This is a genomic window from Streptomyces sp. NPDC006458 (assembly GCF_040612135.1).
Taxonomy (GTDB): Bacteria; Actinomycetota; Actinomycetes; order Streptomycetales; family Streptomycetaceae; genus Streptomyces.
Window position 1 is genome coordinate 1 of sequence record NZ_JBEXPR010000019.1, and the last position, 15,435, is coordinate 15,435.

16 protein-coding genes and 1 pseudogene are annotated in these 15,435 nt (G+C 72.9%); 6 read left to right on the plus strand and 11 right to left on the minus strand.

Features of this window, described 5'->3' with window-relative positions; genetic code table 11:
- Positions 1-94: 94 nt before the first annotated feature.
- Positions 95-397, plus strand: a pseudogene (locus tag ABZZ79_RS24640) (fibronectin type III-like domain-contianing protein); the annotation flags it as partial.
- 66 nt (positions 398-463) lie between these two features.
- On the opposite strand, the gene ABZZ79_RS24645 reads toward ABZZ79_RS24640, so the two are convergent.
- The 5 genes from ABZZ79_RS24645 to tsaB all read right to left on the minus strand — a co-directional run bounded on the left by ABZZ79_RS24645 (position 464) and on the right by tsaB (position 3,667).
- Complete coding sequence (locus ABZZ79_RS24645; RefSeq protein WP_356692076.1) at positions 464-946, minus strand: hypothetical protein; 483 nt, start codon at positions 944-946, stop codon at positions 464-466.
- A gap of 205 nt (positions 947-1,151) precedes the next feature.
- Positions 1,152-1,409 carry a hypothetical protein gene (locus ABZZ79_RS24650; RefSeq protein WP_356692078.1) on the minus strand — a complete coding sequence of 86 codons (258 nt, stop codon included), beginning with the start codon at positions 1,407-1,409 and terminating at the stop codon, positions 1,152-1,154.
- Positions 1,406-2,497 (minus strand): tRNA (adenosine(37)-N6)-threonylcarbamoyltransferase complex transferase subunit TsaD, encoded by a 1,092-nt coding sequence (gene tsaD / locus ABZZ79_RS24655; protein WP_356692080.1) that lies wholly within the window; start codon positions 2,495-2,497, stop codon positions 1,406-1,408. Before tsaD ends, ABZZ79_RS24650 begins: the two co-directional genes overlap by 4 nt.
- Complete coding sequence (gene rimI, locus ABZZ79_RS24660; RefSeq protein WP_356692082.1) at positions 2,490-3,017, minus strand: ribosomal protein S18-alanine N-acetyltransferase; 528 nt, start codon at positions 3,015-3,017, stop codon at positions 2,490-2,492. The genes tsaD and rimI overlap by 8 nt, the downstream gene beginning before the upstream one ends.
- Positions 3,014-3,667: a tRNA (adenosine(37)-N6)-threonylcarbamoyltransferase complex dimerization subunit type 1 TsaB gene (gene tsaB, locus ABZZ79_RS24665; protein ID WP_356692084.1), complete on the minus strand. Its 654-nt coding sequence runs from the start codon at positions 3,665-3,667 to the stop codon at positions 3,014-3,016. The genes rimI and tsaB overlap by 4 nt, the downstream gene beginning before the upstream one ends.
- A gap of 108 nt (positions 3,668-3,775) precedes the next feature.
- Here tsaB and ABZZ79_RS24670 point away from each other — a divergent pair, with 108 nt between their 5' ends.
- A complete protein-coding gene (locus ABZZ79_RS24670; protein ID WP_356692086.1) occupies positions 3,776-4,330 on the plus strand; it encodes a hypothetical protein in 555 nt (184 codons plus the stop codon).
- Positions 4,331-4,396: 66 nt separating this feature from the next.
- Here ABZZ79_RS24670 and ABZZ79_RS24675 read toward each other — a convergent pair whose 3' ends face one another.
- The 5 genes from ABZZ79_RS24675 to ABZZ79_RS24695 all read right to left on the minus strand — a co-directional run bounded on the left by ABZZ79_RS24675 (position 4,397) and on the right by ABZZ79_RS24695 (position 8,634).
- Entirely contained in the window at positions 4,397-4,549 is a 153-nt protein-coding gene (locus tag ABZZ79_RS24675; protein WP_356692402.1) for a hypothetical protein, read from the minus strand.
- A gap of 158 nt (positions 4,550-4,707) precedes the next feature.
- Entirely contained in the window at positions 4,708-5,217 is a 510-nt protein-coding gene (tsaE, locus tag ABZZ79_RS24680) for a tRNA (adenosine(37)-N6)-threonylcarbamoyltransferase complex ATPase subunit type 1 TsaE (protein ID WP_356692088.1), read from the minus strand.
- Complete coding sequence (locus tag ABZZ79_RS24685; protein ID WP_356692090.1) at positions 5,186-6,418, minus strand: alpha/beta hydrolase; 1,233 nt, start codon at positions 6,416-6,418, stop codon at positions 5,186-5,188. The genes tsaE and ABZZ79_RS24685 overlap by 32 nt, the downstream gene beginning before the upstream one ends.
- A gap of 105 nt (positions 6,419-6,523) precedes the next feature.
- Complete coding sequence (alr, locus tag ABZZ79_RS24690; protein WP_356692092.1) at positions 6,524-7,693, minus strand: alanine racemase; 1,170 nt, start codon at positions 7,691-7,693, stop codon at positions 6,524-6,526.
- Positions 7,694-7,731: 38 nt separating this feature from the next.
- Positions 7,732-8,634 (minus strand): L,D-transpeptidase, encoded by a 903-nt coding sequence (locus tag ABZZ79_RS24695; RefSeq protein ID WP_356692094.1) that lies wholly within the window; start codon positions 8,632-8,634, stop codon positions 7,732-7,734.
- A gap of 131 nt (positions 8,635-8,765) precedes the next feature.
- Between ABZZ79_RS24695 and ABZZ79_RS24700 the strand changes: the two genes are divergently transcribed.
- Positions 8,766-9,137, plus strand: coding sequence for a holo-ACP synthase (locus ABZZ79_RS24700; RefSeq protein ID WP_356692096.1), 372 nt, complete (start codon positions 8,766-8,768; stop codon positions 9,135-9,137).
- 683 nt (positions 9,138-9,820) lie between these two features.
- Complete coding sequence (locus ABZZ79_RS24705) at positions 9,821-11,248, plus strand: NAD(P)H-hydrate dehydratase (protein WP_356692098.1); 1,428 nt, start codon at positions 9,821-9,823, stop codon at positions 11,246-11,248.
- A 31-nt stretch (positions 11,249-11,279) separates the two neighbouring features.
- Here the strand turns inward: ABZZ79_RS24705 and glmS are convergent, their stop codons facing one another.
- Positions 11,280-13,127, minus strand: a complete 1,848-nt coding sequence (gene glmS / locus ABZZ79_RS24710) for a glutamine--fructose-6-phosphate transaminase (isomerizing) (RefSeq protein WP_356692100.1) — start codon at positions 13,125-13,127, stop codon at positions 11,280-11,282.
- Between the two features lie 181 nt (positions 13,128-13,308).
- On the opposite strand from glmS, the gene coaA reads away from it, so the two are divergent.
- Both coaA and ABZZ79_RS24720 read left to right on the plus strand, forming a co-directional pair.
- Positions 13,309-14,298 carry a type I pantothenate kinase gene (gene coaA / locus ABZZ79_RS24715; protein ID WP_356692102.1) on the plus strand — a complete coding sequence of 330 codons (990 nt, stop codon included), beginning with the start codon at positions 13,309-13,311 and terminating at the stop codon, positions 14,296-14,298.
- Between the two features lie 23 nt (positions 14,299-14,321).
- Positions 14,322-15,260, plus strand: coding sequence for a DUF389 domain-containing protein (locus ABZZ79_RS24720; RefSeq protein WP_356692104.1), 939 nt, complete (start codon positions 14,322-14,324; stop codon positions 15,258-15,260).
- Positions 15,261-15,435 lie beyond the last annotated feature (175 nt).

The window sequence follows — 15,435 nt, forward strand, 5'->3', positions numbered from 1 at the left end:
GATGTCTTGGAGGACAACCCTCTTCTACAGCAGCTCCGCTGCCTCGTTCACGGGCCTTGACGAACAGCCCCCGCCCTTAACTGAACGGCGTTGGCTCTAGCTGCACGACCCGGTGGCCTCGGTCACCCGCCCGGACGTCCGGCTGACCGGCTATCAGCGGCTGGAGCTGGAGCCGGGCGCGGCGGCCGGGGTGACCTTCCGCTTCCACGCCGACCTGTCGTCCTTCACGGACGCCCGGGGGCGGCGGATCGTCGAACCCGGCGAACTGGACCTGCGGCTGGGCCCGTCGAGCGCGGACGTCGCCCACCGCGCCCGTCTGCGGCTGACCGGCCCCGAGCGGCAGTTGGGCCCGGACCGTCAACTGCTGTGCGAGACGCGGGTGTCGGAACGGTCCTGACCCGCGCACAGCTGCCCGGCCGGAGCCTTCCGGCCGGGCAGGGTGTCCTCCTGAGCGCTGTGCGGGTCAGATCCGGAAGAAGACCCGGGAGAACGTGCCGGGGATGCTCTGGCCGGCGTCCTCGGCGGAAACCGACACGTTGGTGAAGCCGACGGCGGCGAGGACCACGCGCTGCCCGCCCGGGCAGTCGAGGGTACTGGCCGGCGGGGACAGCGTCAGGGAACCGGTGACCTGACCGTTCTTGCCCGAGGTGAAGTCACCACTGGCGCCGACGGGTCCACTCGCCTGCTGTTTCCTGGGATCGCTGGGGAAATTGCCCCCGTTGTTCTGGCAGGCGTAGACGGCGGTCGCGTTGGCCGAGGCCGTGACGGTCGTCGTCACGGCCTCACCGAGCCCCGCCATCTTGAAGTTGACCGAGAGCGTGCCGCTGCCGCTCGGACCACTGGCACTCGCACGCACGAAGTGGGCGCTCTGCGCCAGCGCGAGGCCACCGAAGACGCTGACGAGCAGCACGGCGAGAAGGGCGATGATGCCACGGCGTCGAAGCATGACCGATGAGCCTCCTCCAGGTCGAAGGGACATGGATTCGGGGTGGCGGTCCTGAACCTCATGCGGATCTCGGCAGTGTGGTCCCACGCTATTCACATATAGGACCGAAATGCCACACTTCGCGCTTAGTTGCCTGTTCAACTCAACTGTCGCGCCCCGCCTGTACGGTGACGGTCCGGGCACGCGCCACGACAGCGCGTCGGGCCTAGGGGCTGTCGACCGACTCGAAGCGCCACCGGTGCACCGCCCGGGTCACCAGCTCCGGGGCGGGCTCCGCCAGCTCGGGCAGCTCGGCGTCGTACGCGGCCTCCCACCAGGTGATCACCAGCACCCGGTCCTGGGGTGCGCGCAGGGTCTCCCGGCGCAGGGGTTCGACCGGGAGCGCCTGGGCGCGGGCCCAGGCGAGCAGCTCCGGGCCCCGGCCGGGCACGGCCCGCGCCTCCCACATCAGGGCGACCGTCACGGGTACAGGTTCTCCTCGCCGACCTCGTGCACATGGTCGTGGTCGTGCCCGGGGACGTGTGTGTCGGTCACCGGCAGGGAGGAGTCCGCCGAGAGGTCCCAGCTGGAGGCGGCCCGGTTGCGGGCGACCATCTCGGCGCCGAGGGCGGCCACCATCGCGCCGTTGTCGGTGCACAGCTTGGGCCGCGGCACCCGCAGCCGGATCCCGGCGCGCTCGCAGCGCTCCTGGGCGAGGGCGCGCAGCCGGGAGTTGGCGGCCACGCCACCGCCGATCATCAGGTGGTCGACGCCCTCGTCCTTGCAGGCCCGTACGGCCTTGCGGGTCAGCACGTCCACGACCGCCTCCTGGAAGGACGCCGCCACGTCGCGCACCGGCACCTCCTCGCCGGCGGCCCGCTTGGCCTCGATCCAGCGCGCCACGGACGTCTTCAGGCCGGAGAAGGAGAAGTCGTACGCCGGGTCGCGCGGCCCGGTCAGACCGCGCGGGAACGCGATGGCCCGCGGGTCGCCCTCCGTGGCGTACCGGTCGATGACCGGGCCGCCCGGGAAGCCCAGGTTCAGCACCCGGGCGATCTTGTCGAAGGCCTCGCCGGCCGCGTCGTCGATGGTGGCGCCCATCGGGCGGACGTCGGAGGTGATGTCCGAGGACAGCAGCAGCGAGGAGTGACCTCCGCTGACCAGCAGGGCCATCGTCGGCTCGGGCAGCGGGCCGTGCTCCAGCTGGTCGACGCAGATGTGCGAGGCGAGGTGGTTGACGCCGTAGAGCGGCTTGCCCAGGGCGTAGGCGTAGGCCTTGGCGGCCGAGACGCCGACCAGCAGCGCGCCCGCGAGACCCGGACCCGCGGTGACCGCGATGCCGTCGAGGTCCCGGGCGCCGACCCCGGCCTCCTTCAGGGCGCGTTCGATGGTCGGCACCATCGCCTCAAGATGGGCGCGCGAGGCCACCTCGGGAACAACGCCGCCGAACCGGGCGTGCTCGTCGACGCTGGAGGCGATCGCGTCGGCCAGCAGGGTGGTGCCGCGCACGACACCGACACCGGTCTCGTCGCAGGAGGTCTCGATCCCCAGCACGAGGGGTTCGTCAGTCATGATTCTCGGTTCCTTGTACGGTGGCCGCGCCCGCGGCGGGGCCGCTGTCGGAAGCGGTGGTCAGGCGCATCACCAGGGCGTCCACGTTCCCCGGCTGGTAGTACCCGCGCCTGAACCCGATGGGTTCGAAGCCGAAGCGCTCGTAGAGCCGCTGCGCGCGGACGTTGTCCACCCGGCACTCGAGCATGACCTCGGCGCACTCGAAGGCGGTCGCCGCCCTCAGCAGCTCGGTCAGCAGCCGCGCGCCGAGGCCGGTGCCCCAGTGGGCGCGGGCCACGGCGATGGTCTGCACGTCCCCGAGCCCGCCGGAGGCGGCCAGGCCCGCGTAGCCGACGAGCCGGCCCCCCTCCTCGGCGACCACATAGCGACGGGTCGACCCGGGCCCGCGCGCATGGGCCAGCTCGGACCAGAACATCCCGCGGGACCAGGCGTCCTCCGGGAAGAGCTCCTTCTCCAGGGCCAGCACGGGATCGATGTCCCACCAGCGCATCTCGCGCAGGGTCGTCACGGGTGCGGTCACTTCGGGGTGACCACCTTGTAGTTCTTGGGCACCTGGGCGTCCGGGCGGCGCAGATACAGCGGGCGCGGCTCGGACAGCTCGGCACCGGCCGCGAGCCGCTCCGCGGCCAGGCCGGCCAGGGCGGCGGCGGACACGTGCTCGGGCGCGTGGGCGCGGGGGAAGGTGTCCGGGTAGAGCAGCGCGCCCGCGCCGACCGCGGGCAGGTCCGCGACCTGCTCGGCGATGTCGGCGGGCCGGTCGACGGCCGGATCGGTGACCCGGGTCCGCGAGTCGGCGTACCGGGCCCAGTAGACCTCCTTGCGCCGGGCGTCGGTCGCCACGACGAAGGGGCCCTCCAGGTCCGCGGCGTAGGCGAGGCCGTCGAGCGTGCACACACCGTGCACGGGCACGCCGAGCGCGAGCCCGAAGGTGTCGGCGGTCATCAGCCCGACGCGCAGTCCCGTGTAGGGGCCGGGGCCGATGCCGACGACGATGCCGGTGACGGCGTCGAGCCGCAGCCCGGCCCCGGCCAGGACGCGGTCGACGGCGGGCAGCAGCAGCTCGCCGTGCCGGCGCGCGTCGACCTGACTCGACGAGGCGATGACATCCGCGCCGTCGTGCAGGGCGACGGTCACGGCGGGGGTGGCGGTATCCAGAGCGAGCAAGAGCACGCAAACAGCCTACGGCCACCACGCTGCGGACACGGCCGTCCCGATGGGCCGGACGGCGGCTGCTAACGTCACCACAAATCAGGACGTACGACGCAGAGGTGGACGACCGTGACAAGCTCTAGCCCGGGGTTCGTGCTCGGCCTCACCGCGGCGGCCCTGGTGACGGTCGGCTTCCTCGCCTACCAGGCCTCCGCGAACGTCCCCCCGGAGCTGGACCACGCGCACCCCGCCTCCCCCAGCGACGTCTCGTTCACCAAGGCCCCCCGGGACAGGAGGCATCCCGTCGCCCTGCCGTCCGGCTCCGGCGCGGGGGTACGCGTCGTGTACTCGCTGGACGACAACCGGATCTGGCTGGTCGGCACCGGCAACAAGGTCCGCCGCACCTTCGCCGTCGCCCCCGGCAGCGTCGATCCCGCGCCCGGCACCTACCGCGTCACCTCCCGGTCCAACCGGGTCACCGGAACGGACGGCACGCCCATCGAGCACGTCGTGCGTTTCGCGAACGTGGGCGGCGTGGCGGTCGGCTTCAGCGCGGCCGTGGACGGCTCCACCCCGCCGCCCGACCCGCGGGTGAGGACGGGCGGCATCCGCGGGTCCCGCGCGGACGGCGACGCGATGTGGTCCTTCGCGACGATCGGCCACAAGGTCGTCGTCATCCGCTAGACGTCGGCGTCGGGCGTCGGGCATCGGGCATGGGGTCCGGGGTCCGGGGTCCGGCAACCAGGGAGGCTAGGCCGCCTCGGGACGTTCCACGGGCAGCGGCGCGGGCTCGCGGGGCGGTGTGGAGACCGCTTCCGCGGCGGCACAGGCCGCGAGCAGGTCGCGCATGGACACCGCGGGCATCACGCGGGGCGTGTTCTCGTCACGTTCGATGGCCTGCACGGACGCCTCCTGGAACTGGGGGCGGGCGTGGTTAGGCAGACCTAACCACGGGCTGGCTACCATGTGACCACGCCGACGACCGAGGACGCAATATCTTCCCGACGCTTTGTCGGAAAGCCCGGGTGAACTCTCCGGGGGCGCGCCGGACCGCTCGGATCTCAGGCGGCCAGAACGGTGAGATCCACCGAGGCCCACCGCTCACCGAGGCCGGTCAGCGTCACCTGCCGCACCTCGTCGGTCGTCTCCCCCACGGCCCGGTGGATGACCACCTGGAGACGGTCGTCGGTCAGCTCCTCGACCTTCCCCTCGCCCCACTCCACGATGACCACGGACTCCGGCAGCGAGACGTCGAGATCGAGGTCCTCCATCTCGTCCAGGCCGCCGCCGAGGCGGTACGCGTCCACGTGCACGAGCGGAGGCCCGTCCCCGAGCGCGGGATGCACCCGGGCGATGACGAACGTCGGCGAGGTGACAGCCCCCCGCACGCCGAGCCCTTCCCCGAGCCCGCGGGTCAGGGTGGTCTTGCCCGCCCCGAGCTCCCCGCTGAGCATGACGAGGTCACCCGCGCGCAGCACCTTGGCCAGGCGCCGCCCGAGCTCACGCATCTGATCGGGGGAAGTGACGGTCAGCCGGGCCTCAGCCGGGCTGTGCGGTGCTGCTGCTTCCATAGCCACCCACCGTAGCCCCTGCCGGGACGGCCCCCGCACGGGTGAGCAGGTCGGCGAGCCGGTCGGTGACCACTTCCGGGTGCTCCAGCATCACCAGGTGCCCGGCGTCCGGGACGAGCACCAGCTCCGCGTCCGGCAGCAGGTCGGCGATCGCCTCGCTGTGCTCGCTCGGCGTGACCAGGTCCCGCACGCCCGCCAGCACCAGCACCGGCAGGTCCCGGAAGTGGGCGAGCGCCTCGGTCTTGTCGTGCTCGGTGAAGGCCGGGTAGAACTCCGCGACCACGTCGATCGGGGTGCCCTCGATCATCCGCTCGGCGAACCGGACGACGGCCGGGTCGACGTCCCGGGTCGCGAAGGAGTACCGCTTGATGACCCCGGCGAACAGGTCGGCCGTCGCCCGCCGGCCCTTCTCCACCAGCTCGGCCTGCTGCCCGAGCGCCTTCAGCACACCGGGCAGCACCCTGCGCACCGCGTTCACCCCGGCGACCGGCAGCCCGAAGTTCACCTCACCGAGCCGCCCCGACGACGTACCGACCAGCGCCACGGCCACCACCCGCTCCCGCACCAGCTCCGGGAACTGCGCGGCCAGCGCCATCACCGTCATCCCGCCCATGGAGTGCCCGACCAGCACGATCGGCCCCTCCGGCACGGCCGCGTCGATCACCGTCTTCAGATCCTGCCCGAGCCGGTCGATGGTCACCGGCTCGTCCCGCTCGATCTGCGCGTGCCCGCGCCCGGACCGGCCGTGGCTGCGCTGGTCCCAGTGCACGGTCCGTACGACACCCCGCAGGGCGGCCCGCTGGAAGTGCCAGGAGTCCTGGTTGAGGCAGTAGCCGTGGCTGAAGACGACCGTGACGGGCGCGGGTGCCTTGCGGCCGAACAGCCGCCGCCGGCGCGGTGCGGTTTCGCCCTGCGGGTCGATGTCGTCGACCTCGTAGTACAGCTCGGTGCCGTCGTCGGCGTACGCCTTGCCGGGAGTGCCGCGCAGCGCCCCGTACGGCCCCGCCGAGTCCAGGGCGAGGCGTGCCTTCTGGCGCATGCCGCGTCCCACGGTCATCCGCTCCAGGGCGACACCGGCCGCCGCGCCCGCCGCGACGACGCCTATCGCGACGCCCGCGATCCCGGTGGCCCGGCGCCAGTTCCCGGCCGCTCCCGCGGCGGAGGCGGCGGCCACGACGGCCTCCGCGCTGCTCTCGCTCACGTACCGCTCCTCACTCGGTGTGCCGCTGTCCGTGCCGGGGTGCTGCTGCCGTTCTACCGACGAGCTGTTGCCGTGGTGTTGCCGTGGTGCTGTGCGCCGCGCGGGTTACGCGTCCGCTTCCCCGTCGACGTAGACACGCGGGACGCGGCCGCCGATCCGGGTGACGATCTCGTAGGCGATGGTGCCCGCTGCGTTCGCCCAGTCCTGCGCGGTGGGCTCGCCGCGGTCGCCGGGGCCGAACAGGACCGCCTCGGCGCCCGCCTCCGGCTCGTCCCCGCCGAGGTCGACGACGAACTGGTCCATCGCGATACGCCCCGCCGCCGTACGCCACTTGCCGCCGACGAGGACGGGTCCGGCGCCGGAGGCGTGGCGCGGGATGCCGTCCGCGTAGCCGACCGGGATCAGGGCGAGGGTCGTGTCTCCGGTGGTGGTGTAGTGGTGGCCGTAGCTCACGCCGTGGCCGGCGGGCACGTGCTTGACCAGGGCCAGGGACGCCGACACCGTCATCACCGGGCGCAGGCCCAGCTCGGCGGGGGTGCCCAGTTCGGGGCTGGGCGAGACGCCGTAGAGCGCGATGCCCGCGCGGACCAGGTCGAAGTGGGACTCGGGCAGGGTGAGCGCGGCGGGCGAGTTGGCGATGTGCCGCACCTCGGGGCGCACCCCCTGGCCCTCGGCGTGGGCCAGCATCTCGCGGAAACCGGTGAGCTGGGCGGCGATGGAGGGATGGCCGGGCTCGTCGGCGCAGGCGAAGTGCGACCACAGCCCGGTGATCCGGATCAGCCCCTCGCGCTCGGCGCGCAGGGCCTCGGCGACCAGCTCGGCCCAGTCGCCCGGCTGGCAGCCGCCGCGCCCGAGCCCGGTGTCGGCCTTGAGCTGAACCCGCGCGGGGCGGCCCGCCGCACGGGCGGCCGCGACGACCTCGCGCAGGGCCCACAGAGCGCCGACGGACACATCGAGGTCGGCCTCGATCGCCTCGCGCCAGGGGCCGCCGGGCACCCACAGCCAGCACATGATCCTGACGTCGCGCAGCCCGGCCGCGCGCAGCGCCAGTGCCTCCTCCGGCGTGGCCGTGCCCAGCCAGGTCGCCCCCGCCGCCAGGGCCGCGCGGGCGCAGGGCAGCGCGCCGTGGCCGTAGGCGTCGGACTTCACCACGGCCATCACGGCCGCGCCGGACGCCTTCGCGCGCAGGGTACGCACATTGGACCGCAGCGCGGCCAGGTCGATCTCGGCGCGGGCACGCAGCGGTGCGGAGGGCAGGCTTGCAGTCTCAGTCATCCCGCCCAGTGTCTCAGAGCTCCCGGGCGGGCCCCCGCTCACGTGCCCGGCCGCCGCCCCCACACATACACCCGGTCCCCCTTCTTCAGCACGCGCCACAGCTTCTTGGCGTCCCCGAGCCGCAGGTTGACGCAGCCCATCGACCCGACGGTGGTGAAGATCGTCCCGTACACGGCGTGGAAGGCCTGGCCCCCGCTGAAGAACTGGGAGTAGGGCATGGGCTGGCCGTAGAGCGTCGACACATGGTTCTTGTGCCGCCAGTAGACGGTGTGCCAGCCGGTCCGCGTCCGGTAGCCGGTCCGGCCGCTGCGGATCGACACCGGCCCGTAGACGACCTTCCTCCCCTTCTGCACCCACGTCAGCTCGCGGCTGAGGTCGACACAGGCGACCCGGTGGGTCCGCACCGGGCACTTCCCGGCCGCGTTGGGGTTCCCGCGCGCGCCGACGAGCTGCATCCGCGCCCAGGTGACCGGCCCGGCGAAGCCGATCGCCGGTGTGATCCGGTACTTCAGCTGGAACGCCCGGATGGCCTTGCAGTCGGCCGCCGACTGTCTGCCGTCCACCTTCAGCTTCAGCCACTTCTCGACCTGACGCTGATAGGGCCCGGTCTGCTTGCTGCACGTCGCCCGGGCGAGGGCCTCGCCGAGGGGGACGTACTCGACGAGGTCGTAGGCCCCGGCGGCCGCCGCCCTGGGCTCCACGGCGTCCTCGCGGGCGGAGGGGGTGTGGACGCGGGGCGGCAGGGCCTGGTCGGGCGTGTCCGGTGGCCGGGCCCGCGCGGCACCGGGCACGAGTGCGATCCGGGCCTCGGGGGCGGGGGCGGGCGGCGGGTGCTCGGCCGCGGCGGCCGCGGCGGCGGGGAGCAGGGCCGTAGCGGCGAGGAGGACGGCGACGCTCCGGCACACGAGCGATCCACGGTCCCCACGGTTGGTGCGATGCACACGACTGATCACACGATCAGGAAAACCGCCGCCCATGACGGGCCGGGGCCGCCGCGCGGCGGGGTCACCCGGACGTACGCGGCACCCGCGACGCCCGCGTGATCCGGGGGACAGCCCCTAAGGTGCTCGGCATGAGCATCATCGGGGTCGGTATCGACGTGGCGGAGATCGACCGGTTCGCCGCGGCCATGGAACGCACGCCCGGACTCGCCCAACGCCTCTTCAACGACAGCGAGTTGCTGCTGCCCAGCGGGGAGCGCCGGGGCATCGCCTCGCTGGCCGCCCGGTTCGCGGCGAAGGAGGCCCTGGCCAAGGCCCTGGGTGCCCCGCCCGGACTGCTGTGGACGGACGCGGAGGTCTATGTCGAGGACAGCGGCCGGCCGCGGCTGCGGGTGGCCGGCACGGTCGCCGCCCGCGCGGCCGAACTGGGCGTCGGCACCTGGCACGTGTCGCTCAGCCACGACGCGGGCGTAGCCTCGGCGGTGGTAATCGCGGAGGGCTGACGGTCCGTCTGCCCGGGAGCGATGGCGGCCGCCGATGGCGCACGGCCGACGTGCCCGGTGGCGGTGGTGAACGCCGAGGGCTCACGGCTGGCGTGCCAGCCGGTTGCGGCGAACGCCGAGCGCTGACGCCCTGTCTGCCCGCGATACCGGCCCGCCGCAGGCTCACAGCCGACGTGCCCGACGGCGGTGGTGAACACTGAGGGCTCACGGCCGACGTGCCGGGCGGCTGCGGCGAACGCCGAGCGCTGACGCCCTGTCTGCCCGCGATACCGGCCCGCCGCAGGCTCACGGCCGACGTGCCCGACGGCGGTGGTGAACGCCGAGGGCTCACGGCCGACGTGCCGGGCGGCGGTAGTGACCGCCGCGCGCTCACAGCCGACACGCCGGGCGGCTGCGGCGAACGCCGAGCGCTGACGCCCTGTCTGCCCGATGGCGATACCGGCCCGCCGCAGACTCACAGCCGACGTGCCCGACGGCGGTGGTGAACACTGAGGGCTCACGGCCGACGTGCCGGGCGGCGGTAGTGACCGCCGAGGGCTGACGGCCTGTCTGTCCGACGGCGGTGGTGGCCGCCGCAGGCTCACGGCCGACGTGCCGGGCGGCGGCAGTAAACGCGAAGGGCTGACGCCCCGTCTGTCCCGTGGCGGTGGTGATCGTCGTGAGCTCACGGCAGACTCGTCGTCATGCGTACTGCGTACAGCGTGGAGTCGGTGAGGGCCGCCGAGCGGAGCCTGATGGCACGTCTTCCGGAGGGCGCGCTGATGCAGCGGGCCGCCGCCGGACTGGCCGCCGCCTGTGCCGGACTGCTCGGCCGGGTCTACGGCAGCCGGGTCGTCCTCCTGGTCGGCTCCGGCGACAACGGGGGTGACGCCCTCTACGCCGGTGCCCGGCTGGCCCGCAGGGGCGCGGGTGTCACGGCGGTGCTGCTCTCCCCCGAACGGGCCCATGCGCAAGGGCTGGCGGCCCTGCGCCGGGCGGGCGGCACGGTGACGGACCCGGCCGCGGCCCACGCGCCGATCGAGCGGGCCGACCTGGTGCTCGACGGCATCGTGGGCATCGGCGGCAAGGGCGGGCTGCGGCCGGAGGCCGAGCGCCTCACCGAGGCCGCCGGCCGTGCGCGGGCCGCCGTCGTCGCCGTCGACCTGCCGAGCGGGGTGGACGCCGACACGGGCGAGGTGCACGGCGCCGCGGTCCGCGCCGATCTGACGGTCACCTTCGGCACCCACAAGCCGGGCCTGCTGATCGACCCGGCGCGCGACCACGCCGGTTCGGTGCGGCTCGTCGACATCGGGCTCGAACTGCCGCAGGACGCCGAGCTGGAGGCCCTGCAGCACGAGGACGTGGCCCGGCTGCTGCCGCTGCCCTCCCCCGAGAGCGACAAGTACCGGCGGGGCGTGGTCGGCATCGCGGCGGGTTCCGCCCGCTACCCGGGGGCGGCCGTCCTCGCCGTCGCGGGCGCCCTGCGGGGCGGCGCGGGCGCGGTCCGCTATGTCGGCCCGGCCGGCGCGTCGGTGCTCGCGCGGTTCCCCGAGACGCTGGTGTCGGAGCGCGGCCCCGCGATGGCCGGGCGCGTCCAGGCCTGGGTCGTCGGCCCCGGCATCGCCGACGACACGGACACGGTCGCCGAGGTGCTGGCCTCGGACGTGCCCGTGCTGATCGACGCGGACGGCCTGCGCCTGGCGGACCGGGCGACGGTGGCCTCCCGCGAGGCCCCGACCCTGATGACCCCGCACGCCGGAGAGGCGGCCGCGCTCCTCGGGGTGACCCGCGAAGAGGTCGAGAGCGCCCGCCTGAGGTCGGCCCGCGAACTGGCGCGCCGGTACGGGGCGACCATCCTGCTGAAGGGCTCGACCACGCTGGTCGCCGAGGCAGCGGGCCCGGTCCGGGTGAACCCCACCGGCACCCCCTGGCTGGCCACGGCGGGCAGCGGCGACGTCCTCTCGGGCCTGGCCGGCTCCCTGCTGGCGGCAGGGCTCCCGCCCCGTGACGCCGGAAGCGTGGCCGCGTACCTGCACGGTCTGGCGGGCCGGTACGCGGCCGACGGCGCCCCCGTGGGGGCCCACGACGTGGCGGACGCCCTCACGGAGGCCTGGCGGGACACCCGGAGCTGAGCCGGAAGCCCGCCGTCGGCCCCGCCGGGCCCTACTCCACCGTCACCGACTTCGCCAGGTTCCGCGGCTGGTCCACCTCGTTGCCCCGGGCCGTGGCCAGCTCGCAGGCGAAGACCTGGAGCGGGACCGTGGCCACCAGGGGCTGAAGGAGCGTCGGGGTCGCGGGGACACGGATCAGATGGTCGGCGTACGGCACGACCGCCTCGTCCCCCTCCTCGGCGATCACGATCGTGCGGGCACCCCGCGCCCGGATCTCCTGGATGTTGGACACGATCTTGTCGTGCAGCACGGAACGGCCGCGCGGCGACGGTACGACCACCACGACCGGCACGCCCTCCTCGATCAGCGCGATCGGGCCGTGCTTGAGCTCGCCCGCCGCGAAGCCCTCGGCGTGCATATAGGCGAGTTCCTTCAGCTTGAGCGCACCCTCCAGGGCCACCGGATAGCCCACGTGCCGGCCGAGGAACAGGACGGTGTCACGGTCGGCCAGGGAGCGGGCCAGCGCCCGGACCGGCTCCATGGTCCGCAGGACCTCCTCCACCTCCGAGGAGATCTTCGCCAGGTCCCGCACGACGGCCCGGATCTCGTCGCCCCACTTGGTGCCGCGTACCTGGCCCAGATACAGGGCGACCAGATAGCAGGCGACCAGCTGCGTCAGGAACGCCTTCGTCGAGGCGACCGCCACCTCCGGCCCGGCGTGCGTGTAGAGCACGGCGTCGGACTCGCGCGGGATCGTCGAGCCGTTGGTGTTGCAGATGGCCAGCACCTTGGAGCCCTGCTCACGGGCGTGCCGCAGGGCCATCAGCGTGTCCATGGTCTCGCCGGACTGGGAGATCGCGATCACCAGCGAGCGGGAGTCCAGGATCGGGTCCCGGTAGCGGAACTCGCTGGCCAGCTCCACCTCGCAGGGAATGCGCGTCCAGTGCTCGATGGCGTACTTGGCGATCAGCCCCGCGTGGTACGCCGTGCCGCACGCGACGATGACGACCTTGTCCACCTCGCGCAGCTCGGCGGCGCCGATGCGGACCTCGTCGAGGGTGAGCGAACCGGCCGCGTCGATGCGGCCCAGCAGGGTGTCGGCGACCGCCTTGGGCTGCTCGGCGATCTCCTTGAGCATGAAGTAGTCGTAGCCCCCCTTCTCCGCGGCCGACGCGTCCCAGTCGACGTGGTAGGAGCGCACCTCGGCCGGGCTGCCGTCGAAGCCGGTCACCGTGACGCCGTCCCGGCGCAGCTCCACCACCTGGTCCTGGCCCAGCTCGATCGCCGAGCGGGTGTGGGCGATGAAGGCGGCGACGTCCGAGGCCAGGAAGGCCTCGCCCTCGCCGACACCCACCACCAGCGGCGAGTTCCGCCGCGCCCCCACCACCACGTCCGGCTCGTCGGCGTGCACCGCGACCAGCGTGAACGCGCCTTCCAGCCGACGGCACACCAGCCGCATCGCCGCCGCCAGATCGGCGGTCGCGGAGAACTCCTCCGCCAGCAGGTGCGCCACCACCTCGGTGTCCGTCTCCGACGCCAGCCGGTGGCCGCGCTCGGCGAGTTCGGCCCGCAGCAGCGCGAAGTTCTCGATGATCCCGTTGTGCACGACGGCCACCCGGCCGGCGTTGTCCAGGTGAGGGTGGGCGTTGGCGTCGGTCGGGCCGCCGTGGGTGGCCCAGCGGGTGTGCCCGATACCGGTGGAACCGGCCGGCAGCGGGTGCTCGGCCAGCTCCTTCTCCAGGTTGACCAGCTTTCCGGCCTTCTTCGCGGCGGCCAGTCCGCCGTCCGCGAGCACGGCGACACCCCCCGAGTCGTAGCCCCGGTACTCCAGACGCTTCAGCCCGGCCATCACGACGTCCAGCGCCGACTGCGGCCCTACGTATCCCACGATTCCGCACATGTTCCGCAGCCTACGATCGAAGAGGTGCCCGAACACGGTGCCGCGTGCCCGATTTCGGAAATAATCAGCCCGGTTCCGCCCCTCGCGGCGCCGCTTCCGCCCCGTCCACCCCCGATGGAGCCCGGATCCAAGGTGACGGAGCACACCCACCACGCCGTTCAAACTCCGTTAACAATGGACTGTGATCTCTCCGGTCTCCTCGATGCCCCGGAGCGCCCACCGGCCCAGGCCGGAGGCGACTCCCTACGTCGACCTCACCCGCGCCGAGTGGAGCGCGCTGCGTGACAAGACGCCGCTTCCGCTCAGCGCCGAAGAGGTCGAGAAGCTGCGCGGCCTCGGCGATGTCATCGACCTCGACGAGGTGCGTGACATCTACCTGCCGCTGTCCCGGCTGCTCAATCTCTACGTCGGCGCCACCGACGGACTGCGCGGCGCGCTGAACACCTTCCTCGGCGAACAGGGCTCGCAGTCCGGCACGCCCTTCGTCATAGGGGTCGCCGGTTCGGTCGCGGTCGGCAAGTCGACCGTGGCCCGCCTCCTGCAGGCGCTGCTGTCCCGCTGGCCCGAGCACCCGCGCGTGGAGCTGGTCACCACCGACGGCTTCCTGCTGCCCACCCATGAGCTCCAGGCGCGCGGCCTGATGTCGCGCAAGGGCTTCCCGGAGTCCTACGACCGCCGGGCGCTGACCCGGTTCGTCGCCGACATCAAGGCCGGCAAGGCCGAGGTGACCGCGCCGGTCTACTCCCACCTGATCTACGACATCGTCCCCGGCGAGAAGCTCACCGTGCGCCGCCCGGACATCCTGATCGTGGAGGGCCTGAACGTCCTGCAGCCCGCCCTGCCCGGCAAGGACGGCCGCACCCGGGTCGGCCTCGCCGACTACTTCGACTTCAGCGTGTACGTCGACGCCCGGGTCGAGGACATCGAGCGCTGGTACCTCAACCGCTTCAAGCGGCTGCGCGAGACGGCGTTCCAGAACCCGTCCTCGTACTTCCGCAAGTACACCCAGGTCTCCGAGGACGAGGCGATGGACTACGCGCGCGCGATGTGGCGCACCATCAACAAGCCCAACCTGGTCGAGAACATCGCCCCCACCCGGGGCCGCGCCGCCCTGGTCCTCCGCAAGGGCCCGGACCACAAGGTGCAGAAGCTGTCCCTGCGAAAGCTCTGAGGGGCGCCTGCTAGAAAGGGCGCATGCTGCATCTGCGCCTGATCACACCGGCCGAGAAGACCGAGGTCGTGGTCCGGCTGATCGAGAAGACGGTCGGCACCACGCATTTGGTCGTGGTGCCGGGCGCCGCCCGCAACCCCGCCGGGGATGTCGTCATGTGCGACGTGGCCCGCGAGGCCGCCGACGAACTCATCGGCAGTCTTCAGGAGTTGCGGCTCGACGCGACGGGTTCGATCGCCGTCGAGAACATCGACCTGTCGCTGTCCAAGCGGGCGGACAAGGCCGAGAAGGAGGCACCAGGCGAGGCGGCCGACGCGGTCCTGTGGGAGCACCTGACGGATGTGACCCATGAGGAGTCGACCCTCAGCTTCACGTACGTCAGCTTCCTGACCGTGGCCACGATGCTCGCGGCCTGCGGTGTCATGCTCGACAACGCCATCCTGATCGTGGGGGCCATGGCCGTCGGCCCGGAGTTCGGGCCGCTGGCCGGCATCTGCACGGCCCTGGTGCAGCGCACCCCGCGGCTCGTGTGGCGCTCGCTGTGGGCGCTGCTCGCCGGGTTCGCCGTCGCCATGCTGCTGACCGCCGGCTTCGGCTGGCTGATGGACGCCCTCGGCCTGTTCGAGAAGGACATGATCGAGGCGGACCGTCCCAACACCGCCTTCATCTGGCAGCCCGACATGATGTCCTTCGTGGTGGCGTTCCTCGCCGGCATCGCCGGGACCCTGTCCCTGACCTCGGCCAAGTCGGGTGCCCTGATCGGCGTGGCCATCTCGGTCACCACCGTTCCGGCGGCCGCCAACGCCGCGATGGCCTTCACCTACGCCGACTACTCCCAGACCTGGGGCTCCACGGCCCAGCTCCTGGCCAACCTCGGCGGAATCATCACCGCGGGCACCCTGACCCTCCTGACCCAGAAATGGTTCTGGGCCAGACAACGCAGCACCACACACCGAGCCTGAGGGCAAACGCCCGCCCGGGGACGCGGGGCTCCGCTCCATACGCGGCTCAGCCCCGCAGAACCCCCAGAACCCCGCCCCACCCAGGGGAGCGGGGCTCTGCTCGACATGCGGCTCCGCCGCGCGGGCGCAGCAGACCACGACGACCCGCAGCCCACAACGCACAGAACCCCACTCA

What these genes read in the sequence shown, in the direction of transcription:
- tsaE (WP_356692088.1), bottom strand. Translation starts at nt 5,217, where the DNA reads ATGGAAGCAGCAGCACCGCACAGCCCGGCTGAGGCCCGGCTGACCGTC.
- tsaD (WP_356692080.1), bottom strand. Translation starts at nt 2,497, where the DNA reads ATGACTGACGAACCCCTCGTGCTGGGGATCGAGACCTCCTGCGACGAG.
- alr (WP_356692092.1), bottom strand. Translation starts at nt 7,693, where the DNA reads ATGACTGAGACTGCAAGCCTGCCCTCCGCACCGCTGCGTGCCCGCGCC.
- ABZZ79_RS24645 (WP_356692076.1), bottom strand. Translation starts at nt 946, where the DNA reads ATGCTTCGACGCCGTGGCATCATCGCCCTTCTCGCCGTGCTGCTCGTC.
- glmS (WP_356692100.1), bottom strand. Translation starts at nt 13,127, where the DNA reads ATGTGCGGAATCGTGGGATACGTAGGGCCGCAGTCGGCGCTGGACGTC.
- ABZZ79_RS24700 (WP_356692096.1), top strand. Translation starts at nt 8,766, where the DNA reads ATGAGCATCATCGGGGTCGGTATCGACGTGGCGGAGATCGACCGGTTC.
- ABZZ79_RS24705 (WP_356692098.1), top strand. Translation starts at nt 9,821, where the DNA reads ATGCGTACTGCGTACAGCGTGGAGTCGGTGAGGGCCGCCGAGCGGAGC.
- ABZZ79_RS24720 (WP_356692104.1), top strand. Translation starts at nt 14,322, where the DNA reads ATGCTGCATCTGCGCCTGATCACACCGGCCGAGAAGACCGAGGTCGTG.